Origin of the sequence: Pantoea sp. EKM10T (assembly GCF_011800685.1) — a bacterium.
Taxonomy (GTDB): Bacteria; Pseudomonadota; Gammaproteobacteria; order Enterobacterales; family Enterobacteriaceae; genus Pantoea; species Pantoea agglomerans.
The window spans coordinates 133,170-158,449 of record NZ_JAALEU010000010.1; the positions used below are offsets into that span (position 1 = coordinate 133,170).

Consider the following 25,280-nt stretch of genomic DNA (forward strand, 5'->3'; position numbering starts at 1 on the left):
ACGGGATCGCCGGATGTTGTTTTAACGTGAACCGCGCTGCATCAACAGACTTAACGCGGCGGGCAGCACCGTGAGCGTCACCAGCGTACCGCTGACCAGACCGCCAATAATCGCCAGTGCCATTGGCCCCCAGAAAACCTGATGGGCGATGGGGATCATCCCGAGTATTGCCGCACAGGCGGTCAGCAGAATGGGACGCGCACGGTGATGGGCAGCCTGCCGGATTGCCTCACCCGCGGTCAGGCCGGCCCGGCTATTCGCATCGACTTCACTGATCATGATCACCGCGTTGCGGATGATGATCCCCGCCAGGGCAATAATCCCCAGCAGCGCCACGAACCCCAGCGGTGTGCCAGCCGGCAGCATCGCGGATACGATGCCGGGCAGGCCAAACGGTGCCATGCTCAGCGCCAGCAGCATACCGGAGAAGCGTTGCAGCTGAATCATCAGCAAGACCAGCATGACGCAGATTGTTACCGGCAGCAGAGCAAACACTGAACCGTTGCCTTTGTCCGATTCGGCCGCCACGCCACCTTCTTCAATACCGTATCCGGCCGGCAGCGAGGCGCGCAGGGCGGCGACGGCTGGTGCGAGCTGCTGCGAGACCTGTTCAGCCCGCTGACCGGGCGCAATATCGGTCTGTACGGTGATGTAAGCCAGCCGCTGACGTCGCCATATCACCGGGTCATCCACTCCCCAGTTCAGGGTTGCCACCTGTCGCAGCGGGATTTTCTGTCCGCTGGCATTGGTGATCATCAATCCTGCCAGTGTGTCAGTGTCCTGCCGCTCCGGGTCATTGCTGCGCAGCACGACGTCGATCAGGCGGTTACGATCGCGCAGGGTGGTCACCACGCTGCCGGACATCAGAGTATTCAGCGCGGTGGCTATCGTTTCGGAAGAGAGTCCGGCTGCGCGGGCTGCGGTCTGGTTCACCGCCAGCGTCATGACCCGTTCTGGCTCTCCGGCGGTAAGATTGACCTCGCGTGTCAGCGATGAGCGGGCGATCAGCGCCGCCAGCCGATCGGCCGCCTGACGCACCCTGGCATTATCCGGGCCGGTGATGCGATATTTCAGCGGCCAGCCGACCGGTGGCCCCAGCTCCAGCGGCGATACCCGGGTAGTGATATCACTGAAATCCACCGCCAGCTTCTGCTCCAGCCTGCTGCGCAGCCGATCGCGTGCCGCCAGATCTTTCGCCACCACCACCAGCTGCGCGATGTTTTCATTATCCAGCAGCACATCCATCGGCAGATAAAAGCGTATCGCGCCCGAGCCAACGTAGCTGGTGTAGTTCGCCACATCCCGATCGTTGCGCAGCATCTGTTCCACCTGTGCGGTACGGCGGGTGGTTTCAGCCTGGGCTGCACTGGCGGGAAGCGTCAGGCTGACCAGCAGCTCGGGCCGATCCGACGCAGGGAAAAATTCACCCTGCATAAAAGTGGTGGCGTAAAGGCTGACCAGCAGCACCGCCATCGCTGTGCCAATCGTCACCAGCCGGTGACGCAGAATCACCTCCAGTAGCCGGTGATAGCTGCGCGTCAGCACGCCCCGCGGCTTATCGGCCTTGATGTGCCTGGCCGACAGCAGCCAGCAGCCGGTGAGCGGAGAGAAGATGACCGCGACGACCCACGAGCAGAGCAGCGCCAGGGTAATCACCACAAACAATGAGTAGCAATACTCTCCGGCACTGGAGGCGGCGAACCCGACCGGAATGAACCCGGCGATCATTACCAGCGTACCGGTCAGCATCGGAAAGGCGGTGGTTTTAAACGCATAGGTGGCGGCCTGCCACTTGCTGTCGCCCGCTTCCAGTCGCGCCACCATTGCCTCGACGGTGATCATGGCATCATCCACCAGCAGCCCCAGCGCGATGATTAGTGCGCCAAGCGAGATGCGCTGGAGTCCGATGCCTGCCATTAACATGCCGGTAAAGGTCATTGCCAGTACCAGCGGGATCGCCGCCGCAACGACCAGACCGGCACGCAGTCCCAGCGAGACAAAGGAGACGGCTAACACGATGACGATCGCTTCGCCCAGTATCCGGACAAAGCCGCTGACCGCGTTTTTCACCACGGAAGACTGATCGGCCACGCGGGTCATGGTAATACCGTGCGGTAACTGACTGGCCAGCATCTGCATGCGCTGACTGAGCTGCTGACCGAAATCGAGCATGTTGCCGCTGCCGGCCATGGAGATCGCCAGCCCGATAGCCGGAACGCCGTTAACTCTAAACGTCGGCGCTGGAGGTTCGGCAGGTTGCAGGCTGATGGTGGCCAGATCGGTCAGCGGAATAAAACGCTCACCGATATGCAGGGTAATCGCCCGCAGATTTTCAACCGAAGTCAGGGTGCCGCTGACCCGCAGCGCAATATTCTCGCGGTCGGTACGCAGGCTGCCCGCCGGGACGACATCGTTCTGAGCTTTAATGGCGTCGCTGACCTGCTGTAAATCGAGCCCCATGCCGTTCAGCTTGCGCGGCGAAAAGGCGATAACCACCTGCTGCTCCTGTACACCTAACAGGCTGGTTTTACCGATGTCGGGCAGACTGGCCAGATTGCGACGCAGGTTATCGACCCGGTCGCGTAGCTCTCTGGCGGTAAAACCCTCCGCCGTGAAGCCATAAATGGTGCCGAAGGTGTCATCAAATTCGTCGTTAACGGCCGGACCCTGCACGCCCTGCGGCAGTGAAGGGGCAACATCCTGCATCTTTTTACGCAGCTGGTACCAGATGCCGGCCACCTGAGAGGGCGGCGTGTCATCGCGCAGGTTGACATAGATGACGGTTTGTCCGGCGCGGGTTTCGCTCTCAACCGCATCCAGCGACGGGATCTCCTGCACTTTCTGTTCCAGTACGTCAGTGAGCAGTTGCACCGTGGTGTTCACATCAGCGCCTGGCCATTGGGCTGATATTACGGCGGTTTTGATAGTAAACGCCGGGTCTTCATTGCGTGACAGATGTTCATAGCTCAGCACACCCGCCGCCATGACCAGCAGCATGAAAAAGATCACCAGTTGCTGATGCGCCAGCGCCCAGCCGGAGAGGTTAAAGCCAGACGTTTTTTTCATGGAGCCTCCTGCGAAAGCGCCACTTTTTCGCCAGGTTGCAGGGTGCTGACTCCGGCGGTGACGACGCGCTCTCCCGGCTTGATCCCGGCAGTGACGAAGATTTGCTGCGCGTTAAAGCGGGCCAGCACTACCGGACGAAGCTGCAGGCGTGACGCCGCATCAACGACCAGCAGCGCGGGTTTGTCTGCGGAGCGGGTCAGGGCGCTGGCGGGCAGGGCGATGACCGGCGGCTGCGCATCGGGAAGGGTGACAATGACTGTGGCACCGGGTGCCATCGCCTCAGGCGGCTGATTCAGTGAGATGCGCAGCCGCCATGTGCGGGTCTGTGGTTCGGCCTGCGGGCTGATGTCACGCACTGTGCCACTGGCCTGCACGCCGGGATCGGCGAGCAGCGTCACTTTCAGCGGTGTCCGATCATCAGGATGCAGCAGCGCAGGCGTTGTCAGGTCAAACACCGCATCGCGTGCATCCCCTGCTGCCAGCGTCATCACATTTTGTCCGGCGCTGACCACCTGACCTGGCTGAACCGTGATGGCGGTGATCCGGCCTGCTGCAGGCGCAGTCAGCTGAGTCCAGCTTAGGTTATCCTGGGCATTTTTCAGAGCCGCTTCGCTGCTGAGACGGCGGGACTGTGCGCTCTGCCAGTCCGCCTGGGCGCTGTCCAGCTGGCTGCGGGCGATGGCCCCTCCGGGCATCAGCAGCCGCATCCGATGCAGGTTAAGCGCGGCGACCCGTTCGGCGGCGCGTGCGCTGTCGAGATCGGCCCGTGCGCTGCTTAGCTGATTGCGTGACTGATCATTTTCCAGCGCTGCCAGCGATTGCCCGGCGCTGACGCGATCGCCCAGCTCAACCGCACGGCTCACCACCCGGCCATCCAGTCTGAAGGCTAGCGCGACCTCTTCATGAGCGCGGATTTCGCCAGTCAGCACCAGCGATGCATCACTGCTGAGCGGTGGAGCAATCACCGATTTAACCGGGCGGAGCGGGGCGGCAGGCGGAGCAGAACTATTGTCCCGGCAACCGGTCATGATGAATACCCCGAGCAGCACGAAGATGATCGGCGCAAAGATGTGAATACCGAAGAGATGACGCCACACCTGGCGGGCAGCATCCGATAAGAAGTCTGTCATAACCGGGTTCCTTTAATGAGTTGTGCTCATTGAACCCGGCATGTGTCCAGAAACGTTCCATGAACCATCAAGAAATGGTCAAGCCAGAACAATTTATCTCGCCGGCAGCGTTATCCCGATCAGCAGACCGCCGTCGGCGGGCAGTGTGGCGTGAAGCGACCCGCCGTGCGCCTCGACAATCGCTTTGGCAATCGACAGTCCCAGACCGCTGCCGCCGGAGTGGCGGGCGCGTGAGGAGTCAGCGCGGGTAAAGCGGTCAAACAATTGCGGCAGGAAGTCCGGCTCCACACCCTGACCATAATCGCGGAAGGTCATTATGATCGCCTGATCGTTCTGGCTGGCCGTGATCAGCAACGCGCCACCGTCGGCAGCGTAGCGCATTGCATTCTCACAGATGATGGTCACTACCTGGCCCAGCCGGAAGGTATCGGCATACAGCCGCAGATCGTTGGGTGATGTCACGCTGATGGCAATCCCCGCCTGTTCTGCCTGCGGCAGAAGCCAGCCGGAGCGCTCGCGCAGTAACTCGCTGAGATTAAACCACTCGCGGTTCAGGGTAAGCTTCCCGGCATCCGCCAGCGACAAGAGATGCAGTTCGTCTGTCAGGCGACTGAGCTGCGTCAGTTGCTTCATGATCATTGCCAGCTGTTGCGGTTCGGCAGGAAAGACGCCATCCAGAATCCCCTGCAGGCGGCCCATCGCCGCCGTAAGTGGCGAGCGAAGCTCATGCGCCATCGCCACATGCGAGGTGCGCAGCTCACGCTCGTAACGCGCCAGCTGCTGCGTCATCTGATTAAAATCTTCAGTAAAACGTACCAGCTCCTGTGGGGCTTCTTTTACGATTACCGCCGATCGGCCAAATTCGCCTTTTGAAACCGCTCGCGCCGCGGTAGCCAGCTGGCTGAACTGCGCCGACAGCGGACGGGCGAAACGCAGCGCCATCAGCACCATAAACGGAATCGTTACCACGACCAGCACGATCACGGTAAGCCAGTCCGACGAGGCCAGCGACGGATCGGAGAAGTTGATGCCCCACCACTGGTCCATAATCTGATGAAAGCGTGCCGGATCGCTGGCAGGGTGGTGGCGCAACCGGGTGAACTCCTCCAGCAGCGCGGGCGGCATCCGGTAATAGACCCAGTACGCCTGCACTGCGAAGCGCAGCCACATACAGATGGCGATGAGTACCACGCTGCCAATCGCCAGAAACAGCACCCGGATGCAGATCCAGCGCCACAATGAAGTATGCGTATCGTTCTTCATGGCTGTCTGAACCGGTAACCGACGCTGCGCACTGCCGGTAAGACATCAGAGATTCCCGCGGCTTCCAGTTTGCGACGCAGGTTATAGACGTGGGTATCGACCACCCGCTCAAGCGCATCGCTTTCCGGCAGACAGTGCTCCAGCAGAAACAGGCGGGTAAACGGACGCGTCGGAGCGCGCATCAGGGTGACCAGCAGGGAAAATTCGGTCGGTGTCAGATCGAGGCGGCGCGGTGAAGCACTGTCACTATCCACCACTGCGGTGAGTGCCACCGGGTCCACCACTAAACCCGCCCAGCGCAAGGTTTCTGCCGCGGGCACCTGACTCTGCTGGCTGCGGCGCAGTACTGCCTGAACGCGCGCCACCACTTCGCCCGGATGATAGGGTTTGACCACGTAGTCATCCGCGCCATAGCGCAGTGCGCCGATGCGGTCCGGCGCATCACCCATCGCGGTCACCATGATCACCGGGGTATCGTCACGACGTCGCAGCGCTGCCAGCACTTCAGTGCCGTTCATGCCGGGCAGCATGATATCCAGCAGGATCAGATCGGGCTGCCAGCGTCTGGCGGCATCCAGCCCGCCTGGCCCATCACCGGCAATCATGACCTCATAATTTTCACGTTTCAGGTAGGCCTCAAGTACGCCCGCCGCATCAGCATCATCTTCAATAATCAGTACACGTTTTGACTGCATTTTCGGATCACCTTGACTGTTTCTTCATAAATCCCTGGTCGTTAATTGACACTCGCCTCGCATACTCCGGCCATTGACGCGGCTCTGAACCCCTCAGCTCCGCACCTGATGTGATAATGAGGAAACGTGATGATAACCGGAAAAATAACGCTGCACATGGTCTGTTTTTCGCTGGGATTCAGTGCCGCGACTGCCATGGCTGATGAGACTACGCCGCCGCCAAGCGTCACGCTGGGCATTGCAGGTATCAATGCACCACGCTATAGCGGCGCAGATAAGCAGCACTGGCAGCTGATGCCGGTGATCCAGGCACGCGACGGGGCCTTCTTTTTAGACTCACAGAAAGGCATTGGCTATGACCTGCAGGCAGATAATGGACTGTATCTGGAACATACGCTGGGCTACGGGCTGGGCCGTTCTGACCAGAATTCATCCTGGCGTGACGGGGATGACCGGCTCAGAGGCATGGGGAACATCGATGCAACGATGAACACCGCGCTGGCGCTGGGATGGTCGGTAACGCCGTGGCTGGTGCTGGAGGGCAAAGCGACGCTGCCATTAAGTGATAGTCAGGGCGTGCAGTACCGGACTTCCGTGACCCTGATCCCCTGGCAGACCAGCAGCGATACTGTGGCACTGCAGGTGGCGGGACTGTTTGGCGACGGGCGTTATATGAATACCTGGTATGGCGTTAACCGCAAGCAAAGTGCGCGCAGTGGTTTTGAACGCTATGACGCCGCGGGTGGATTTTATGGCACCGACACCAGCCTGACCTGGATCCATCAGTTCACACCCGCCTGGGCGGCCAGTGTGATCGGTGACTACAGCTGGCTGGATAAGCATGCTTCAGATAGCCCCATCGTTGCACGGCACAACGGCGCATCGGCCACCCTGGCATTGAGCTACACCTTCTGAATGGCACCATGAAGAAAAGTGAGATGCGCAGCCACCGTCTTTTGCTTGCGGCACTGATTCTGTTGTATGTCGTGGTCTATACCCTGACAGGCGTGGCGCTTAGCCTGTTGGATGCGCCGGGACGGGGATAGGGAGCGAGCGGTATAAACAGCGTGATCGGGCTGGTTATGCCGTGACTTAAATAGAAAATTAACTTTTCGTAAAGCGGTTCAGACATTAATGGTCAGCGTTAGAAGTTTCGGGTACATCCGGAGGTTTTAATTATCGCTATATAAATTGATTAAGGTGGTTAATTTAGAACGCGTCGTAATCTATCTTGCTAATAAATTTTTTAAAAGACTATGGGTGTAGTTAATCTATATAGACTGGGCAAGGTTTAAATATTATAAATTAAAATCTGATCCATTAAGATAGCCTCTTCGCTGTGGTAGCAGCGCATGGAATTTACAGGGGCTGAACTGATGAAAAATAAAAAAAGTGCTACACCTCATGATGCTACTTTTCGACAGTTTCTTACGCATCCGGATGTTGCCAGAGATTTTATGCAGATCCACCTTCCGGAGAAATTGCTTAAAATCTGCGATCTCACCACACTGAAGCTTGAGTCCGGATCATTTGTTGAAGACGATTTGCGTCAATACTTCAGTGACGTTTTGTATAGTCTCAGAACCTCAACCGGTGACGGATATATTCATGTTCTGATTGAACACCAATCCACCCCTGACAGGCATATGGCATTCCGCCTGATACGTTATGCGGTAGCCGCTATGCAGCGCCACCTTGAAGCTGGCCATAAAAAACTGCCTTTAGTCATACCTGTACTGTTCTATACCGGTAAGCGCACTCCCTATCCGTGGTCGACCCGCTGGTTCGACGAATTTGATGATCCGGTAGTGGCGGAAAGCCTTTATAGAGGCGCCTTCCCGCTGGTGGACATTACGGTCATCCCGGATGATGAGATCATGACTCATCGCAGTATGGCCGCCCTGACGCTTTTGCAGAAACATATTCATCAACGCGACATTGCAAGCCTGACTGACCATCTGGTCACGCTACTCATGGCCGATTATCTTTCTTCACCCCAGGTGATGACGCTGATACACTATTTACTGCAGGCTGGTGAGTCAGCTGACTACGAAGCTTTCGTTCGCGAACTGGCACAGCGGGTGCCACAACACGGAGACGCACTGATGACCATCGCACAGCAGCTTGAACAAAAAGGGATCGAAAAAGGTCGCGCAGAAGGTATCGAGCTTGGTGAACGGCGTGGTATTGAGAAAGGTCGCAGTGAAGGTCGTACTGAAGGACAGCGTGAAGCTACCCTGAAAATTGCGCGCACTATGCTACAAAACGGCCTTGATCGTAAAACTGTCATAGAAATGACCGGCCTGACGTCAGACGATCTGGCGCAAATACGACACTAATATAAACAAGAGTAAACCCGGTCATGACCGGGTTATCGTTTTGAATACCGCACCAGATAAATCATCATAATTATCAGAAAGGTGTAACCTGCATACGTCCTGAACTACAAGCCATTATTTGTCTGGCTGACGCTGCAGGAAATTCCAGGTTGCGCCCAACATGCCGGAGTCGTTGCGGTAGGTCGCGGTATCAATGCGGATATCAAGATCATATTTTGCCAGTTGCTCTGCCAGTTCCTCGAGGAACGGTTCCCGCTCGGTAATTCCACCACCGATAAATATCATCTGCGGATCGAACACGCTGAAGAGGTTATATAAGCAGGCTGCAAGATCCTGGTAGAATTTATTCACCACCTGCTGCGCGGCTTCTTCTTTGCGATCGTATGCGTCAAAGACATCTTTACCCGTGACGTCGTCGGAAGATTTTTCGATGAGCTGGCTGTAATTCTCCCGAAGCGCCGTCATGGTACAACTCTGGCTCATGGTATGGGTTCAATATTGCTGCTGGTGGGGCGCGAAGTCAGCAGACTGCCAAACTCGCCCGCGCGGTTACGACCGCCCCGGATCAGCGCGCCGTTGCAGAAGGCCGCTCCGCCTAATCCTGTGCCGATAGTTAACATCAGAAAATCACTGAGTTTTTTTGCTTTGCCCAGCCACTGTTCAGCCAGTAAGGCGCAGTGGGCGTCATTTTCGACCGTGGCAGGCAGTGAGGTTTTTTCCGTCAGCCACTGGCTCAGATGAAACTGGTCGAAGTCCCGAATGGTGCCACCCATGGCGATATATCCAGCTTCTGCATCAATATAACCGGGCGTGCTGACGGCGATGCCAGCACAGCCGGGATTTTTCTCCAGCCAGGCCAGGATCTCATCAAGTATTTTGTCGCGTGAATTATGGGAAATATCAGCACTCTCACTGGTCAGAATATTTCCCTGCTCATCAATCACGCCCATTTTTAAAGAGGTATCACCAATATCGAAAGCTGCAATCTTCATTAACGTTCTCTGAGGTTGTTTTCATCCGATTAATTGTAGTGCTGAAAGAAAAAGGGCAGGAGGGCTGGCGGAGGCAATTTTGTCAGGAAAGGTACAGATTTATAAAGCGAGTGTTGTACAGAGGGTGTTTTGATAAACCCCGGCACACAGGGAACAGCTGTGCATGATTTTTCAGGACGTCCGATGTATTACCCGCGCTAAGAGGGTGTCTGGCAGCGCGGGCTTAATCGTCACACTGCAGTCATTGCCACTTACGCAACAGGAGACTGGCGTTGACGCCGCCAAAACCAAAACCGTTCGACATGGCATAAGTCAGCGCCGTGGGACGTGCATTGAGCGCCACCAGGTCCAGATTGCCTGCGGCTTCATCGGGATGATGGAGGTTCAGCGTCGGCGGAATAAGCTGCTGCCGCAGCGCCATCAGGGTGAATATCGCCTCAACGCCGCCTGCCGCACCCAGCAGATGGCCGGTGGCGGATTTCGTTGAGGCGATCGCGACCTGCGAATCATCGCCAAACACTGCGCGAATAGCCGCCAGCTCACCGTGATCGCCAACCTGAGTTGAGGTTGCGTGTGCGTTGATATGCTGCACGTCTTCCGGGCTAATGCCCGCCTGACGCAGGGCGGTTCTCATCGCCCTTGCAGCCCCGCTGCCATCCTCCGGACCCGCGGTTAAATGGTATGCATCGGCGCTGGTGCCATAGCCGACAATCTCCGCCAGCGGTGTCGCGCCGCGTGCTTCGGCATGGGCCAGTGACTCAATCACCAGCAGGCCTGCACCTTCGGCCATCACAAAGCCGTTTCTGTCACGATCAAACGGACGTGAGGCATGGTGCGGCTGATCTTCATAGCCCACACATAGCGCACGTGCAGCCGCGAAACAGCCCAGCGTGACGCGATCCAGCGCCGCTTCTGTGCCGCCACAAATAGCAATGTCCGCTTCACCGCTTCTGATCAACCTGGCTGCATCACCAATTGCCTGAACTCCCGCCGCACAGGCGGTAACGGGCGCACCCAGCGGGCCGGTGAAGCCGTGTTTGATCGAGACATGACCCGCGGCCATGTTGGCCAGAAACGAAGGTGCTGTAAAGGGTGAGAGCCTGCGCGGGCCGCGTGCATCGGTGGTGCGCACCGCGTCGGCAATGGCACCAAAGCCGCCGACGCCTGAAGCAATAATCGTCGCGGTACGTTCACGCGTCGCCTCATCTTCAGGATGCCAGGCTGCCTGATTCAGCGCTTCTTCTGCTGCCAGCAGCGCGAATTCTATAAAGCGCGACATCTTTTTACGCTCTTTCGGCGCAATGAACGCTTCGGGGTCGTAACCTGCCAGCGGATCTTCATCGATGCCCGGCACGCTGCCACCTACTGAAATACCGGTGCCAGCAGTAAGCGTATCGGGAAGGGTACGTATACCTGATTCTCCAGCCGTTAATCGCCGCCAGACGGTTTCAACGCCACAACCCAGTGGCGAAACGATGCCCGCGCCGGTAATGACAATGCGTTGTGATGAGGCTAAGTGACTCATTGGATTACTCCCGTAGAGAGTCCGGACAGTGATTGAAATGCTGCCGCAGACAATGGATACACGCCTTGAGCGCGGAAGGTGAGACCCTGCGTAGAATGGTGCGATGGACGAACGCAGGGATGGAATAGAGCAGAGAGAGATAAGCTTAGCAGCATCAGAATCCTGAGCGATAACCAGACAGAGTGCTATCGTTGCTCTTGTGACTAAATAAGTCAATAGTCACATCATGCGCATTGTTCAGGGCGCAAGGCTACGTAACACCAGCGCTGCCAGTTGTGCAGAGGCTTCTTCAGCGTCATCAAGGCTGTACTGCAGCAGTACCGGACTGGCGTAGGGTTTGATCACCCGATAGATTGCCTCCGCCGCTTCGTCAGCCGGGGTTTTACGCTCAAACTCACCTGCTTCACGCCCTCGGCGCAGGATCTGCTGAATCAGGCTGAGCAGTCGTTCTTCATGCGCCATCGCCGACGGCCAGCGGTCACGCGACGCGACGGCAGCAATATCATAGAGTTTACGTTCGTGAAAAAAGAGTTCAGTGCCGGTGACGGAAAGCGTGCGGAACAGTCGCCGCAGTTGTTCCGATGCTCCAGGCGCATCGGCGATAGCGACTTCGACGTGCTGCATAATCATCGCCAGCCGGGTGGAGCAGATCACTTCGCCAATCGCCTGTTTTGATTCAAAAAATTTGTAGATATACGCTTTGGAAAAGCCGATAGCACGGGCGAGATCGGAGACGGTGGTTTTTTCGTAACCATAATGCGCGAAGTGCTGCATGGCAGCATCGACAATCTGGTCACGCACATTGTGCCCGGCCGGGCCGCGTGTGCCATTTTCCGTTACGGATTGAGTCATTGTCAGAACCTGGCAGATCAAAGGTGGGTGAAAAAATTCAGTGACCACTGTTAGGGGTGGTCACATTTTAGGCCCTGTTGCGATCAAAAGCCATGTTTTGAACGGGCTGAATGTATGCTGGTGTTGCTGAGTGCCACCAGCCGGTTATTGGCGCAGTGTATCTATAGAGATATTCCACTGATTGAGCTTGTTATAGAGCGCCGTGCGGGAAATGCCCAGCAGCTTAGCGGACTGCCGCAGATTACCCCCCTGCGCGCGAAGGGTCTGCAGGATGCAGGCTCGTTCATTATCCTGCAACAGGCTGCTGGCCGCTGGTCTGTTTTCGGCTGCGCGCGTCACCATCGCTGGCGGCAAATCGGCAAGGTCGATGATGCTGCTCTGGCAAAGATTAACGATCCGCTCGACCAGATTTTCCAGCTCGCGCACGTTGCCGGGCCAGTGCCATGCATGCAGGGCGTTCATTGCTTCAATGCTCACCTGCGGAGGCGTTTTATTCAGCCGCTGACACAGGGCGTGAATGAAGGTATTCACCAGATCAGGAATGTCGCTCTGGCGTTCACGCAGGGCAGGGATGGTCAGGGAGATAACATTGAGGCGATAGAACAGGTCACGGCGGAAAGCACCCTGTTCCACTGCACTGAGCAGATCGCAATGGGTTGCCGCCACGATGCGGACATCCACTTTCAGCGGATGCGCCGCTCCGATGCGCAGCACCTCACTCTCCTGCAGCACGCGTAGCAGGCTGGTCTGTGCCTCCAGTGGCATTTCGCCAATCTCATCCAGAAACAGCGTGCCACCGTCGGCCAGCTCAAATTTACCTGCCGAACCGCCGCGCCGTGAGCCGGTGAACGCGCCATCGACGTAGCCGAATAGCTCACTCTGCACCAGGTCACGCGGCAGTGCGCCGCAGTTAACCGCGACAAAGGACTCATGCGCCCGGCTGCTGGCATTGTGGATCGCCTGAGCAAACAGCTCTTTACCGGTTCCGCTTTCACCGGTCAGCAGAACGGTACTGTCACTGCGACTGCTGGCGCGGGCATCCTGAAGAGCCTTCTGCAGCGTGGGTGCCTGACCACGAATCATCTCAAAGGTATAGCTGGCGCTGACGCCGAGCACACGACGGGTAATGGCACGGATGCGCTGATTTTCCCGCAGCGACAGGATGCGACCGCCGTCCGGTGCCGGCATCAGCGAGACCAGGCATGAAACACTGGGTCTGCCATCGGGGCGGAACACCATCTCGCGGTCATTACAGCAGGGCAGTGTGAGCAATGAACCGGACTGGGGCTGCAGCACCTGATCGATCAGGGCGTTGTCGGTATCAATACCGGCAAAGATCTGACGAGCGTAGCGATTCAGGGTTTTGATGCGTCCGTCGCGGTCGCAGACCACAACGCCCTCATTCAGGGTCTCCAGTATCGACTGCTGCTCGGCCAGCAGACGGCGTAAGGTGAGTTGCTGGCCAATTGCCTCTGCGGCAGCCTGCACGGTGCCCAGCGTATGGGCACTGAAATTGTCAGGCGTGGCGGTCAGCGTCAGTACGCCAGTCATACGACCGCTGGCATCACGGATAGGAGCTGCAGCGCACTGCCGGTTACGTTCACGCAGCGCGATTTTCCAGTTTTCTCCGCTGAGTACATAGACCAGCCGCTGCTCTCGCAGGCAGCGCGCGGTGCAGTTGGTGCCGAGCACCTCCTCACGCAGGATGCTGCCGACCGGAGTCAGGTCGCTGCCGCAAAAACTCAGTACGATGCCTTGCGCATCTGTCAGATTGATATGACCGTCGGGATTGTAAGCCAGCAGGTTCTCCATCACGCTATGCGCCACAGTAATCAGCTCACTGTTATGACGCAGAACGGCGGCCAGCTCCGTTGGATCGGAGGCACTGTACTCAAAAGATACCGGATCGATGCCATGTTCGTGCGAGCGGTTCCATGACTGCAAAATACTGCGGCGGATCCAGCGCGGCTGTTCACCCTGGCTAAATGCCTGCCAGCCCCGGGCAAACCGAGCTTCCCACTGTGCCGCATCACCGCCTTCCGGCAGGCTGAATATGGCATCGCTCTCTTCTTTATTAGGCAGCAAATCATGCAGAGATTGCATTTCACTCTCCCGTGGTCGATGGAATGTCCATTTTAATGACATGTTAAGTTGACATGTAAATTTTATTTTCAATCAGGACGCGCCATCTGCGAGCGCGTTCACATAAAAGCCCGCTTTAAAACTGGCATCCACTTTGCAACGCTGACACTAACTCTCACCTGTCAAAAACAATGGGAAAGTTAAGGTGTTATGCGTAAACATAATCTGAAGTTGTTGCTGTTCATCTGTTCCATCGCCTCATTGAGCGGGGTGATCCTCGGTTATGACGCCTCAGTGATTTCCGGCGTTATTGAGCCATTGACGGAACACCTTGCACTAACGCCGTGGCAAAGTGGATGGGCTGTTTCAAATGTCATCCTCGGCTGTATCGTCGGCGCTGGCTGTGTCGGCGCGATCTCAGATCGGATCGGGCGTAAACCTACACTGGTGATCACCGCGCTGTTATTTGCCGTGTCTGCGGTGGGTTCTGCGCTGGCAGATTCCCTAACCGGTTTTGTGATTTACCGACTGGTGGGTGGCCTGGCGGTCGGGATGGCGTCGGCAATTACGCCGCTCTATATCGCAGAGGTCTCACCTAAGGACTGGCGAGGGCGCATGCTTGGGCTGCAGCAGATGCTGATGGTTGGCGGTCAGGTCACGGTCTATGTGGTGAATTACCTGATTGCACGCGGTATGCCCCATGCCTGGATAGTCAGTGAAGGCTGGCGCTGGATGCTGGCGTCGGGTGTGGTGCCTTGCCTGCTGTTTCTGGCACTGGTGCCCTTTATGCCGGAATCACCACGCTGGCTGGCGTTAAACGGCAAGCGTGAACGCGCGCTGGCAGTGCTGACCCGGCTTTTGACGCCTGAACATGCGCGGCGTCTGCTGGCAGAAATAAGTGCGCCGGACGCGGATTCTGTTACCCGTCAGCAGGGAACCCGTCTGCTCCGCGACGCCAGAATGCGTTACATCCTGTTGATCGGCTGCGCGATTGCAATTCTGCAGCAGGTTTCGGGCATCAACATCCTGCTGTATTACGCACCGTCGCTGCTGCAGAACATCTCACCGGATACACAGACCTCCCTCTATCACAGCATTTTCCTTGGACTGGCGCTGCTGGTCGGAGTAGCGTTTTGTCTGAACGCAGTGGATCGCTGGGGACGGACGCGTCTGCTGCGCTGGGGAGCGCTGGGTTGCGCTGTCAGCTTGGTGATTACGGCCTGGGCCTTTATAGCGCAGATCGGTGGCCTGCTGCCGGTCGTGGGCCTGGTGGCGTTCGTACTGATTTTTGGTATGTCATGGAGTCTGGGTGCCTGGCTACTAATCTCTGAAATATTTCCCAACCGGATTCGTGCCGTCGCGATGGGCTACGCCTTTTCTTCAATGTATCTCGCCAATTTCCTCGTTACTCAGACTTTCCCGATGATGAACCGTAGCCGTTTGCTGATGGATCACTTCCATGGTGCTTTTCCACTGATGCTCTGCGCCGCTGGCTGCCTGGTGGCCTTCTGGTTTGTAAAACGTTTTCTGCCTGAAACCCGAGGCATCTCACTGGAGCACATCGAGCCGCTGATGCTTTCAAAATCCCGTCGTTTTGCCGCCAAAGCGCAGGCGACATCCGGACACCCTATTCAGCCTGACTGGGCTGACAACAAAAAACAGGAGCAGTTATGAACCTTAAAACAGTACGAGTGGGATTGATCGGTGCTGGCCGCATGGGCAGTTTTCATGCAGAGAATCTGGCGCTGCGGGTGCCTGGGGCACGGCTGACAGCGGTCGCCGACCTGCAACCCGGCGCAGCGCAGCAACTGGCAGACCGGCTGGGGGTGGAGAAAGCCTATACCGATATCCAGGCGTTACTCAATGACAGCGAAATCGATGCCGTTGCTATTGCTACGCCGGCTCGCACTCACGCCGAACTGGTGATCGCTGCAGCCCGGGCTGGCAAGCACGTGTTCTGCGAAAAACCGATGGCGGTAACGCTGGATGAGGCAGATCGGGCTATTGCCTCCGCACAGGATGCGGGCGTTGTGTTGCAGGTCGGCTTCAATCGTCGATTCAGTGCAGGCTTCGCCGCAGCTATTGAAGCTGTCAGAGCAGGCACCAATGGCACCACCCAGCTAAGCCGTTCGGTGACACGCGACCCTGGCCTGCGCGATCCGGCCCCGATCCCGCAGTGGACCATCTTCCTTGAAACCTTAATCCATGACTTCGACACCCTGCTGCACTTCAATCCGGGTTCCCGGCCGGTTGAGGTCTATGCGCTGGCTGATGCGCTGGTGCGTCCCGATTTTAAAGATAAGGGATTACTTGATACCGCGGTGGTGACCATCCGCTTTGATAACGGTGCCATTGCCACTGCGGAAGCCAACTTCCAGGCAGTTTACGGTTATGACGTTCGCGGTGAGGTCTTTGGCAGTAAAGGTATGCTGCAGGCGGGCAACATCAATCAGGACAACTGTGTGCGCTATCACGCCGAGGGTATTGCCATCGCAACGTCTCGAATGGATACCGATCTGCTGCGTGAGGCCTATGTTGCTGAAATGGCAGAATTCGCCCGCGCGATTCTGCACGGTGACACGCCGCGCGCTACTGGCACTGATGCGCGTAACGCGCTGGAAATTGCGCTGGCCTGTATTGAATCGGTGCAGCAACGCAAACCCATTCTGTTGGGAGAACGCTAATGGCCGGTTATCAGCTTTCAGTCTGTGCGGAGATGGTGTTTCTCGAACTGCCTTTTATCGCGCGTGTTGAGCGGATTCATGCGCTGGGATTTGGCGTGGAGATCTGGAACTGGGCCAACAAAGATATCGACGCGTTGGTGGCGACAGGTGCGCGTTTTACCTCCATGACCGGCTACCTCAACGGTAACCTGACTGATGATGATGAGATTGCAGAGTTGCTGCATAGCGCAGAAACCTCACTGGCGATTGCAGATCGTCTGAACTGCCCGAGCCTGAATCTGCATGGCACCGGGCTGGATGCTCACGGCCAGGCGGTTCGTCCGGTTGAGGTGGTTACCGGTGAGATGTGGCTTAAAGCGGCCGACACCCTGCGGCGTGTCGCTGCGCTCGGCGAGCAGGCCGGGCGGGTATTTACTCTCGAAAACCTGAATCTGGCAGTTGACCATCCGGGTACGCCGTTTGCACGGGCTGCCGATACGCTGGCGCTGGTCGAAGCGGTCAACAGCCCGGCACTGAAAATGAATCTGGACCTCTATCACGCCCAGATTGGAGAGGGCAACCTGATAGAGCTGATACGACGCTGCGGCCCCGCTATCGGTGAAATCCAGGTGGCTGATGTGCCGGGGCGCATGCAGCCTGGCACCGGGGAAATTAACTATCGCGCCATTGCCCGTGCGCTGGAGCAGGTCGGCTATTGCGGCGTCGTTGCGCTGGAGGGCTGGGCCGAAGGCGACAGCGAAACAGCCCTGGCACAGTTCCGCGATCACTTTACGTTGTGAGCTCTGCCGCCGGGTATTTGCCTGTTGCCCGGCGGTTCTATCAATAATAAACCCTACAGGATTACGCGATGAAAACCAAAATGTTAGCACTGCTGCTCAGCCTGATGATTAGCGTTACCGCCTGGGCTAAAACACCTAAAATCGGTGTCGCACTGGCTAATTTCGATCTTAACTTCGTATCGATTCTGCGGACGCAGATGGTGGGTGAGATAAAAGCGCTGAAAATGGATGGGCAGTTCGTCGATGCCAAAGGGGATGTAGCTCTTCAGGTACAGCAGGTTGAAGATTTTATCAATCAGGGCGTGGATGCCATTATTCTCAACCCGGTCGATACACAGGGCGTACTGCCGATGGTGAAAGCGGCAGAAGCGGCGGGCATTCCGCTGGTGTTTGTTAACCGTAAACCGGAAGTGAAATTACCGTCCAGTATGGCCTATGTCGGTTCTGACTCTGCCCTGGGGGGTGAGATGCAGATGGAAGCGCTGGCAAAACAGATGAACTATCGGGGCAATGTCGCCATTTTAATGGGCGCATTATCAAATGAAGAAGCGCGGGAACGGACGCGTGCTGTTGAAGCGGTGATCGCTAAATATAAGCAAATGGCGGTAATCGAAAAACAGACTGCACGCTGGCAGCGTAATGAAGCGGTAGACGTAGTTTCGGGCTGGCTGCTTAATCAGCGACCAATCGATGCAATCGCCGCCAATAATGATGAAATGGCTATCGGGGCGATTATGGCGCTGAATCAGGCGAAAAACAGCCACATTCTGGTTGCCGGGATCGATGGCACGCCAGATGGCCAGCAGTTCGTCAAAAATGGAAAGATGACGCTGACTATCTTCCAGGATGCGAAAGGGCAGGCGACGGGCGCTGTGAAAGTCGTGAAAGCGTTACTGGATAAACAGAAAGTGGAATCACTGAACTGGATCCCCTATAAAACCATTACACAAAGTAATTATGCGGAGTTTGCTGCCGCTAATCAGCCATAAAAATTGCCGCTAACTTTATGATTCTTCGTCGTTTCTTAAATTATTAGCCAGCTGCCGGGCAGTGACGCACTCTGCCCGGCCTGTTTTGCTGGCTAATCTGTAAAAATTTCCTTAATCGCCTGATTAACGCGTCTGTAGTGCTTCTTCATATAAGCTGAATTATACTGTCGATAAATGAGCGGAAATTCAGTGATTTCTTAATGATTTACATAATCGATGATCAGGTTTCTTACAATTCTGATGACTGCACGCTTAGCCACATTCCTACTCAGGAGTCGCTGAGCCTCAGTATTTCTTCAGGTCGGCTTTTTGAGCAGTTACTGAATTCCGGGGGAGAAATACTGGCGCGTGATACGTTGCTGACCGAGGTCTGGGATAAATATGGCCTGCGTGGATCGAATAGTAATCTGAATCAATATCTGAGTATTGTGCGCAGGGCGCTCGCGGCTTATGGTTGTGAAAATCTGATTATCACCATCCCGAAAATTGGTATACGCCTGAATACCGATATTAAAATTGAACGTCAATCAGCCCCGGTCATGGGGGTGACGGAAGTTTTAACTGATGACATATCGGAAGGAAGTATAACTGAAGGGTCTGCTGAAAACGTTGTCCTGCCTGCCACTCCGCCCGGTAATCAGCTGCCAGCTACGTCCGTTAACGTCACCCGGCGATATTGGTTTGCTTCTGTTGCTCTGATATTGCTGGGCATGGTGCTCTGGTATTTCACGGTATCTCGTCCTGACGAGCAAATTATTCCAATGAGTGCCATTAAACTTGAAGGTGGCTGCGAAGCAGTATTATTGCAGGGTCTGGATGAGGTTGAACGACAGGCATTGGGTAAGCAAATAGTGCAAATTCTAAGGGAAAATAATCAAACCTGCGATGCGGGTCACCGGATTATTTTTGATAAAAACACCTCTTTTACTACTAAGAATTTCGGAAGAACAATTCTTTCATCGTGTAAAATTAATAGCGATGGTCATATCATCTCATGCGACAATTTTTATTATCTTGACTGGAGAATGGGATGAAGCGGAGCATTGGTATTAATATTATCTTCATGCTGGCTGCGCTATTAATGGTGACTTTTGCAGGGGTTTATTACTTAACACATCAGGCCAAAGATTTTCCTTTTCGATGCTCAGCGTTTAGCCGTTACGATCTCAGTCGTAATGATGATAAACGAATTGAGTTCGCTGTTGCCCAGGATTTACGTTTTGATAAAAAGGATTCAGGCTATCTGTTGCTGAATGGGCAGGCAACGAGCAATGACGGTGTTACTATTCTTAACAGAAGGGTTGCATTAATCAATGGCGCTAAAATTTCCGATGATACTTACCGGTATCAGATCAGCAAAGTTGTCACTTCGAATACTGATACTACCCCTGATGTCATCTTTAATAAGTTGTTAGCAGAGATCACGCTGGATCCAACGCATCTGCAGTTGGATGTCGATAAGATTGATAAAAATACCTATATTATCGGTGGGCCGATCTCCTATCTCTTTACCTGCCAGCGTTACTAAGCTCTGTAAACGGCTAATTTAGCGGTGTTCAGAATGCATGAAACCGGGAAGGGTTTATCCTGCCCGGTTTTTCTTTTAACGTTATGTCGTCAGGCTTTGCTGAGGAAAAGTATCAGGGCCAGCTCTGGAAACTCTTCAGGATATTATTAAACAGCTGAATTTCTTCATCGGTCAGGGGGGCAGCCTTTGACAAAGAGAAAATTAATACATCCTCCAGGTTTAAGGTGAAAATCGCCTGCTTTTGATAAAGCCGGATATTATCCGGGCGCAGAAAATCATAAGTAATCATGATGCCTGTGCTCAGATTATCGCCCAACACCACGGGTTGATTTGCCTGCTGCTGCCAGTCTTTCATTTGTCTCTGCAGAATAGCAAGCTGACTGCTGATATATTCTTCTGGATTGTTGTGATTGGCCAGTTTATCACGAGAAATAGTGACGGGTGGCATCGCTGAACGGGGATCCGCCAGCGTGTTCAGGGTTCGCTCGCAGTAGCCTTCCGGTAAAGTAATCATACCTTCGCTAAACCGACAAATATTTTTATCCATGTGTAATCTCCATTTCTTTAGTTTTTTCTGTCTGGCCAAATAACTGCTCTGCGGTAACTTCACTGAGCGTACCGTTATTTAACAGGACGATTTTATCTGCACTTCTTATGGTTTCCGGGCGATGTGCAATCATGATTCGGGTAATTTTCATTTGCTTTATTGCATTGTTGATCTGCGCTTCGTTATAGATATCCAGATGACTGGTTGCTTCGTCCAGTACCAGTATTTTTGGTTCGCGGTAGAGGGCGCGAGCTAGCAGAATACGCTGCAGCTGCCCGCCAGAGAGAAACGATCCCATATCACCGACAAGGCTTTGATAGTTCATCGGCATTTTCATGATATCGCCGTGAATTTGCGCCAGGCGTGCTACACGGGTAATTTTTGCGTGGTCAGGATTATTATCAAAGAAGCTAATATTTTCACTGATCGAGCCTGAGAACAGGATGTCATCCTGCATAACACAGCCGATACGGTTACGATGGTGTTCAAGTCCTGTCTGGGTAATGTCCATTCCGCCCACGGTGATTGTTCCACCTTCCGGGTGCAGCAGACCCAGAATGATTTTGGCCATGGTGGTCTTTCCCTGACCTGAAGGGCCGACAATCGCAACGCTTTCGCCAGCCTTAATTTCCAGACTGGCACCATTTACTACCCAGGGTTCGGTAGGTGCATAGCGGAAGCGGATATCCGTTAGTTTGATATCCTGCGGCGTTTCTGTCTCATCATGCGTATCTTTACTCACCAGTACCGGACTGGCTTCTGAGCTGACTTCAGTTTCTGACAACACGATATCGGCCAGTCGTTCACCATGCATACGCAGCATTCTGAAGTCGATTACGGCGTTGATCAGACCTGCACCGCGGCTCATAAACTGATCGGAGAAGCTAATAAAGGCGGTAAGCATACCTGCAGAGAAGTTGCCATCCAGTACTTGCAGCGCAGCCAGCCAGACCAGTACTACCCTGCCTACAGAAGTGAGCAATCCCTGGGCGGAACCAAACAAAATGTTAAGCTTCTGAATCACAATGCCTTTGTTGGTCGTATCCACCAGGAAATTCATATAGGCGGAGAGACGAGGCACCTGCTTGTTATTGGTTTTTACTGCCTGGATACCGCGAAGCGTTTCCAGTAATGAAGATTGCGTGCGGGCTGAACTGATGATTTGCTCTTCATTGGCGCGGCGAACAGGATCATAAGCCATGAAGCGTAACAGTGCATAGGCGACAAAAAGGCCAATTACCAGCCAGGCAAGCTTAGCGTTATAGATAAACAGCATCACTACTGTCACGATCGACATTACCCCATCCAGCACAGTACTAATGAAGCGGCTGGTCAGCGTACTTTGGATGGTGTTCAGCGAGCCATAGCGGGACAGAATGTCACCAACGTGACGGGATTCGAACCATTCAAGTGGCAGCTTTAACATATGGTGACAGACATTGACCGTCCACTGCACGCTGAGCTGGCTTGAGAACCAGCTCATCACCCATGAGCGCAGCGCTGTAATCATGGTCTGAAACAACGCAATCATGATAAAGCCGATCCCGAGCAAGGAGAGTAGTGAGTAATCTGCGGAGACCAGCACCATATCCATCACCCACTGCATAAAGAAGGGGGAGAGTACGCCGAAAAGCTCCAGAGCGATGGACAGGATAAGCACCTGGGCAAAGGCAGATTTCACCCCTGTCACACTGCCCACCAGCTTCATCATCGAGATGCTTTCTTTTTCTTTTTTGACCTCAAAAGTGGAGGAGGGAACCAGCTCCAGTGCAACGCCGGTGAACGCCGGTGATGCTTCTTTAAATGTCAGTTCCCGAATGCCGCGTGCAGGATCGTGAAGCGTGATCTTATTGCCGCGCACTTTTTTTAGCACAACGAAATGGTTCAATTCCCAGTGCAGAATGCAGGGCATGCGTAATTTAGACAGCTCTTCCATATCAACGCGTAACGCACGGGAACTCATATTGAGTTGTTGTGCCATGGCAATGACATCACTAAGTGTTGCACCCTTAAGCGACGTTGCGAACCTGCGACGCAGGGTGATCATGTCGATTTCATGACCGTGATAATTGGCAATCATCCCCAGACAAGCAAGACCACATTCCGTCGCCTGTGACTGACGAATCATCGGCAGGCGGTTAAACCATTTAAAATTGAGTTTCTCTAATAACAACACAGAACAGACCTTTTAATCAGAGAGAGATTTTGTGTCCAAGCGCAAAAATTGGCTCCAGCACCCATTCATAAAGACGACGTTTGTCGACGATAAAATCGGCATCCAGCGCCATACCCGGCTTGAGTTTTTCATTCTGCGCATAAGCAGTAATTGATTGTTTGTCCAGGGAGACCAGCACGCGGTACTGCTGTTCCTGAATATTGTTTTTGCCGGTTAACGTAGTGACTTCCTGAGGAGACAGAGCGGTGCGTGAAACCTCGATAACTTTTCCATACTGTTGACCAAACTTTTGATAAGGAAACGCTTTATAGCGCAGCACCACCCGCTGTCCCGGTTGGATAAAACCAATGGACTGCGTGTTTACCATGATGCGGGCGACCAGTTCAGTATTGCTTGGCAAAACTGCTATGGCTGACTGACCGGCGGTGAGCATCTGTCCATTTTTGACCATAATCATGCCGACATACCCGCTTTTAGGCGCACGTAATTCAAACGAGCGGCGCGCTTCATTTTCAGCCATCGACTGACGGTTATCAGCCAGTTGGCGCTCGATATCGTTACGCTTTTTCTCGTCATCCAGCGGTTTTTCATGCAGCTGTTGCTCGGTCTGAACAATTTTTTGCGAGATGTCCAACAGCTGACGTTGATATTCCTGGTAGCGCGCCTGGCTATCGAGCAGATTAGACTCCTGCTCTTCCATCTGACGGCTTGAGGCATACCCTTCGTTGTGCATGGCTTCCAGCTTGTCCAACTGCATTTTCGCCAGGGAAACCTGTTTCCGACGGTGTGTCAATTGCAGCTTCAGCTGCTCCTGTTGCAGTTTCAGGCTGGCGATAGTGTCGGTCAGGCCCTTCATTTCAACCTGATGAAGCTTTTCAAGCGTCACCAGATCCTGTTGAAGCCTTTCACGCTGGCCTTTCAGATTCTCGGCAATAACCTGACGAGTCTGACCTAACTGCGTTGAAACCTCTGATGACAACACCATCAGCACATCGTCTTTTTCAACATGCTGGCCCTCTTTTACCGGAATATCGACCACCGTAGCGCTTACGGGGGGCGGAATGATCAGCATGCCATTTTTAGGCAGCAGTTCTCCGGTAGAGGATTCATATTTTGTATAACTGCCAAATATAAAAAACAGCGCTGTCGCGGCAGTGATCAGCACTACAACGGAAATAACTAACCAGCGATAAGGTGGGCAATAGAGTGCCACAATGCCCAGGTTTCCACGGTTGGCTGCATCAAGTGCCTCCTGACGGAATAGTGACTGTTCCATTTATATAATCATCATGAGTAAGGGATTAACGGCACTGAAAAAAATTCAGCATGTCGATTGATAGTGATCCGGTACTTTGTGCCAGATTAATGAGGGCGTTCAGGTAATTGAAGCGAGCTTCAGCCTGATCTTTAAGCGCACTAAAATATTTTTGCTGGGCATCAAGCTCATCATTTACCGTACGGAAACCCATTTCCCGGCCATATTGAACAGACACCACTTTTTCGCGTGAAGACTCGACGGCATTTTTCTGCGCGTTGATTAACGCTTTTCCATTCGTAAGACTAAGCCATGCTGAACGTGTATCTGTAGCCGCTTTGCGTTGTGCTTCCATGGTGGAATATTTCGCTGCCTGACGGCGATAGGCTGCTTCATAAGATTGTGAAATCTGGCTGCCACCCGCGAATAATGGAATAGAAACGTTAACGCCATACTGCAGATTATTACTTTTAGAGTTAGTGCCAAAAATAGCATCATAAAGTAAATTATCGTCGTTATCGTTACGGCTCCAGTTTTTGCCATATCTGGCGTAAAGTGACACGACAGGCATATGTGCGCCATCTGCAGCCAATACATCAGCATCGGCCTGATCATTCTGAAACAGGGCAATTTTGATTTCAGTGTTACGTTGCTGGCTGGCATTAATCGCATCAGTTAAAGAAGCGTAGGGCGAAGCGTTAAGGCACTGAAAGTTTACCGGCTCGACAGTGTCCGGGCTGACACCCGATAAGCGACGAAATGCTTCTCCAGCCAGCAATAACTGACTACTCGCCTCTATTTCTTTGGCCTGAGCAAGAGCGTAATTGGCCTTAGCTTCATCCAGCTCTGTACGAGTGTTTTGTCCATTCAGAATACCGGCCTGCAGTTTTTGCTGCTGTTGTTTAAAGTTGTGACTGGCAGCTTTCGCAGCCTGTAAAACTTCCTGCTGATAGAGCACCGAAAAGTAGGCATTACTGATCGCATTTAATAACTTTTCTTCAGCTTTTTTTGACTGGGCTTCAGCGGTATTGGCAATAGCAACGCCTTTACGCCAGCCAGCATATTTACTCATATCAAACAGGGGTTGTCTGACACTGAGATCGTAACTGTGATTTGTTACACCACTTTGATATTTTTTATCCGGCTGTTCCTGACGATCCCAGTTTCCTTCGAGCGTCAATGTGGGCAACATTCCGGCCATACCCTGCCAGTATTTTTGCTGATCGGCTTCACTGGTCATCTGGCTGGATTGCAATGCAGAGTCATAGGTTAATGCGGCACGGGCAGCCTGCTGTAAGCTGGTTGCATAAGATCCAAATGGCACGCAGGACAGTACAATAAATGCAATTTTAAAATTATAAAATTTCATGATGCTCGC

At 54.2% G+C, this 25,280-nt stretch carries 22 protein-coding genes; 9 read left to right on the forward strand and 13 right to left on the reverse strand.

The window, feature by feature from the left end:
- Window positions 1–21 precede the first annotated feature (21 nt).
- The 4 genes from HFD95_RS18325 to HFD95_RS18340 form a co-directional block, all read right to left on the reverse strand.
- Complete coding sequence (locus tag HFD95_RS18325; RefSeq protein ID WP_167430588.1) at window positions 22–3,066, reverse strand: efflux RND transporter permease subunit; 3,045 nt, start codon at window positions 3,064–3,066, stop codon at window positions 22–24.
- On the reverse strand, window positions 3,063–4,196 hold the full coding sequence (locus tag HFD95_RS18330; protein WP_167430589.1) for an efflux RND transporter periplasmic adaptor subunit: 1,134 nt from the start codon (window positions 4,194–4,196) through the stop codon (window positions 3,063–3,065). The genes HFD95_RS18325 and HFD95_RS18330 overlap by 4 nt, the downstream gene beginning before the upstream one ends.
- A gap of 93 nt (window positions 4,197–4,289) precedes the next feature.
- The gene (locus HFD95_RS18335; protein ID WP_167430590.1) at window positions 4,290–5,459 is read right to left on the reverse strand and encodes a cell wall metabolism sensor histidine kinase WalK; all 1,170 of its coding nucleotides are present in this window, start codon (window positions 5,457–5,459) and stop codon (window positions 4,290–4,292) included.
- Entirely contained in the window at window positions 5,456–6,154 is a 699-nt protein-coding gene (locus tag HFD95_RS18340) for a response regulator (RefSeq protein WP_010256840.1), read from the reverse strand. Before HFD95_RS18340 ends, HFD95_RS18335 begins: the two co-directional genes overlap by 4 nt.
- A 129-nt stretch (window positions 6,155–6,283) precedes the next feature.
- Between HFD95_RS18340 and HFD95_RS18345 the strand changes: the two genes are divergently transcribed.
- The 3 genes from HFD95_RS18345 (at window position 6,284) to HFD95_RS18350 (ending at window position 8,493) form a co-directional block, all read left to right on the forward strand.
- Window positions 6,284–7,069 carry a MipA/OmpV family protein gene (locus HFD95_RS18345; protein WP_010671986.1) on the forward strand — a complete coding sequence of 262 codons (786 nt, stop codon included), beginning with the start codon at window positions 6,284–6,286 and terminating at the stop codon, window positions 7,067–7,069.
- Between the two features lie 8 nt (window positions 7,070–7,077).
- The gene (locus tag HFD95_RS22255) at window positions 7,078–7,200 is read left to right on the forward strand and encodes a hypothetical protein (protein WP_254920079.1); all 123 of its coding nucleotides are present in this window, start codon (window positions 7,078–7,080) and stop codon (window positions 7,198–7,200) included.
- A 330-nt stretch (window positions 7,201–7,530) separates the two neighbouring features.
- A complete protein-coding gene (locus tag HFD95_RS18350; RefSeq protein ID WP_167430591.1) occupies window positions 7,531–8,493 on the forward strand; it encodes an Rpn family recombination-promoting nuclease/putative transposase in 963 nt (320 codons plus the stop codon).
- A gap of 114 nt (window positions 8,494–8,607) precedes the next feature.
- Here HFD95_RS18350 and HFD95_RS22260 read toward each other — a convergent pair whose 3' ends face one another.
- The 5 genes from HFD95_RS22260 to HFD95_RS18370 form a co-directional block, all read right to left on the reverse strand.
- Complete coding sequence (locus HFD95_RS22260) at window positions 8,608–8,976, reverse strand: ROK family protein (protein ID WP_256378172.1); 369 nt, start codon at window positions 8,974–8,976, stop codon at window positions 8,608–8,610.
- Window positions 8,973–9,485, reverse strand: a complete 513-nt coding sequence (locus tag HFD95_RS22265) for an ROK family protein (protein ID WP_256378173.1) — start codon at window positions 9,483–9,485, stop codon at window positions 8,973–8,975. The genes HFD95_RS22260 and HFD95_RS22265 overlap by 4 nt, the downstream gene beginning before the upstream one ends.
- Before the next feature lie 241 nt (window positions 9,486–9,726).
- Window positions 9,727–11,010, reverse strand: coding sequence for a beta-ketoacyl-ACP synthase II (gene fabF / locus HFD95_RS18360; RefSeq protein ID WP_033759862.1), 1,284 nt, complete (start codon window positions 11,008–11,010; stop codon window positions 9,727–9,729).
- Window positions 11,011–11,247: 237 nt separating this feature from the next.
- Window positions 11,248–11,862 carry a TetR/AcrR family transcriptional regulator gene (locus HFD95_RS18365; RefSeq protein WP_010671991.1) on the reverse strand — a complete coding sequence of 205 codons (615 nt, stop codon included), beginning with the start codon at window positions 11,860–11,862 and terminating at the stop codon, window positions 11,248–11,250.
- Window positions 11,863–12,006: 144 nt separating this feature from the next.
- Window positions 12,007–13,965, reverse strand: coding sequence for a sigma-54-dependent Fis family transcriptional regulator (locus tag HFD95_RS18370; protein ID WP_167430592.1), 1,959 nt, complete (start codon window positions 13,963–13,965; stop codon window positions 12,007–12,009).
- A gap of 189 nt (window positions 13,966–14,154) precedes the next feature.
- Between HFD95_RS18370 and HFD95_RS18375 the strand changes: the two genes are divergently transcribed.
- The 6 genes from HFD95_RS18375 (at window position 14,155) to HFD95_RS18400 (ending at window position 19,924) form a co-directional block, all read left to right on the forward strand.
- Window positions 14,155–15,618, forward strand: coding sequence for a sugar porter family MFS transporter (locus HFD95_RS18375; protein WP_167430593.1), 1,464 nt, complete (start codon window positions 14,155–14,157; stop codon window positions 15,616–15,618).
- Complete coding sequence (locus tag HFD95_RS18380; protein ID WP_010256810.1) at window positions 15,615–16,628, forward strand: Gfo/Idh/MocA family oxidoreductase; 1,014 nt, start codon at window positions 15,615–15,617, stop codon at window positions 16,626–16,628. Before HFD95_RS18375 ends, HFD95_RS18380 begins: the two co-directional genes overlap by 4 nt.
- On the forward strand, window positions 16,628–17,407 hold the full coding sequence (locus tag HFD95_RS18385; protein ID WP_010256807.1) for a TIM barrel protein: 780 nt from the start codon (window positions 16,628–16,630) through the stop codon (window positions 17,405–17,407). Before HFD95_RS18380 ends, HFD95_RS18385 begins: the two co-directional genes overlap by 1 nt.
- Window positions 17,408–17,475: 68 nt before the next feature.
- Window positions 17,476–18,396, forward strand: coding sequence for a substrate-binding domain-containing protein (locus tag HFD95_RS18390; protein ID WP_033759854.1), 921 nt, complete (start codon window positions 17,476–17,478; stop codon window positions 18,394–18,396).
- A 200-nt stretch (window positions 18,397–18,596) separates the two neighbouring features.
- On the forward strand, window positions 18,597–19,430 hold the full coding sequence (locus HFD95_RS18395; RefSeq protein WP_022624197.1) for a winged helix-turn-helix domain-containing protein: 834 nt from the start codon (window positions 18,597–18,599) through the stop codon (window positions 19,428–19,430).
- On the forward strand, window positions 19,427–19,924 hold the full coding sequence (locus HFD95_RS18400; protein WP_022624196.1) for a FidL-like protein: 498 nt from the start codon (window positions 19,427–19,429) through the stop codon (window positions 19,922–19,924). Before HFD95_RS18395 ends, HFD95_RS18400 begins: the two co-directional genes overlap by 4 nt.
- Before the next feature lie 112 nt (window positions 19,925–20,036).
- On the opposite strand, the gene HFD95_RS18405 is transcribed toward HFD95_RS18400, so the two are convergent.
- Genes HFD95_RS18405 through HFD95_RS18420 form a run of 4 tightly spaced genes read right to left on the reverse strand, consistent with a single transcriptional unit; the run spans window position 20,037 to window position 25,271 of the window.
- Window positions 20,037–20,471: a DcrB-related protein gene (locus tag HFD95_RS18405; RefSeq protein WP_010256796.1), complete on the reverse strand. Its 435-nt coding sequence runs from the start codon at window positions 20,469–20,471 to the stop codon at window positions 20,037–20,039.
- On the reverse strand, window positions 20,464–22,647 hold the full coding sequence (locus HFD95_RS18410; protein ID WP_033786428.1) for a peptidase domain-containing ABC transporter: 2,184 nt from the start codon (window positions 22,645–22,647) through the stop codon (window positions 20,464–20,466). The genes HFD95_RS18405 and HFD95_RS18410 overlap by 8 nt, the downstream gene beginning before the upstream one ends.
- 16 nt (window positions 22,648–22,663) lie before the next feature.
- On the reverse strand, window positions 22,664–23,923 hold the full coding sequence (locus HFD95_RS18415) for an HlyD family secretion protein (RefSeq protein ID WP_022624194.1): 1,260 nt from the start codon (window positions 23,921–23,923) through the stop codon (window positions 22,664–22,666).
- Window positions 23,924–23,948: 25 nt separating this feature from the next.
- Window positions 23,949–25,271 carry a TolC family outer membrane protein gene (locus HFD95_RS18420; protein WP_010256785.1) on the reverse strand — a complete coding sequence of 441 codons (1,323 nt, stop codon included), beginning with the start codon at window positions 25,269–25,271 and terminating at the stop codon, window positions 23,949–23,951.
- Window positions 25,272–25,280 lie beyond the last annotated feature (9 nt).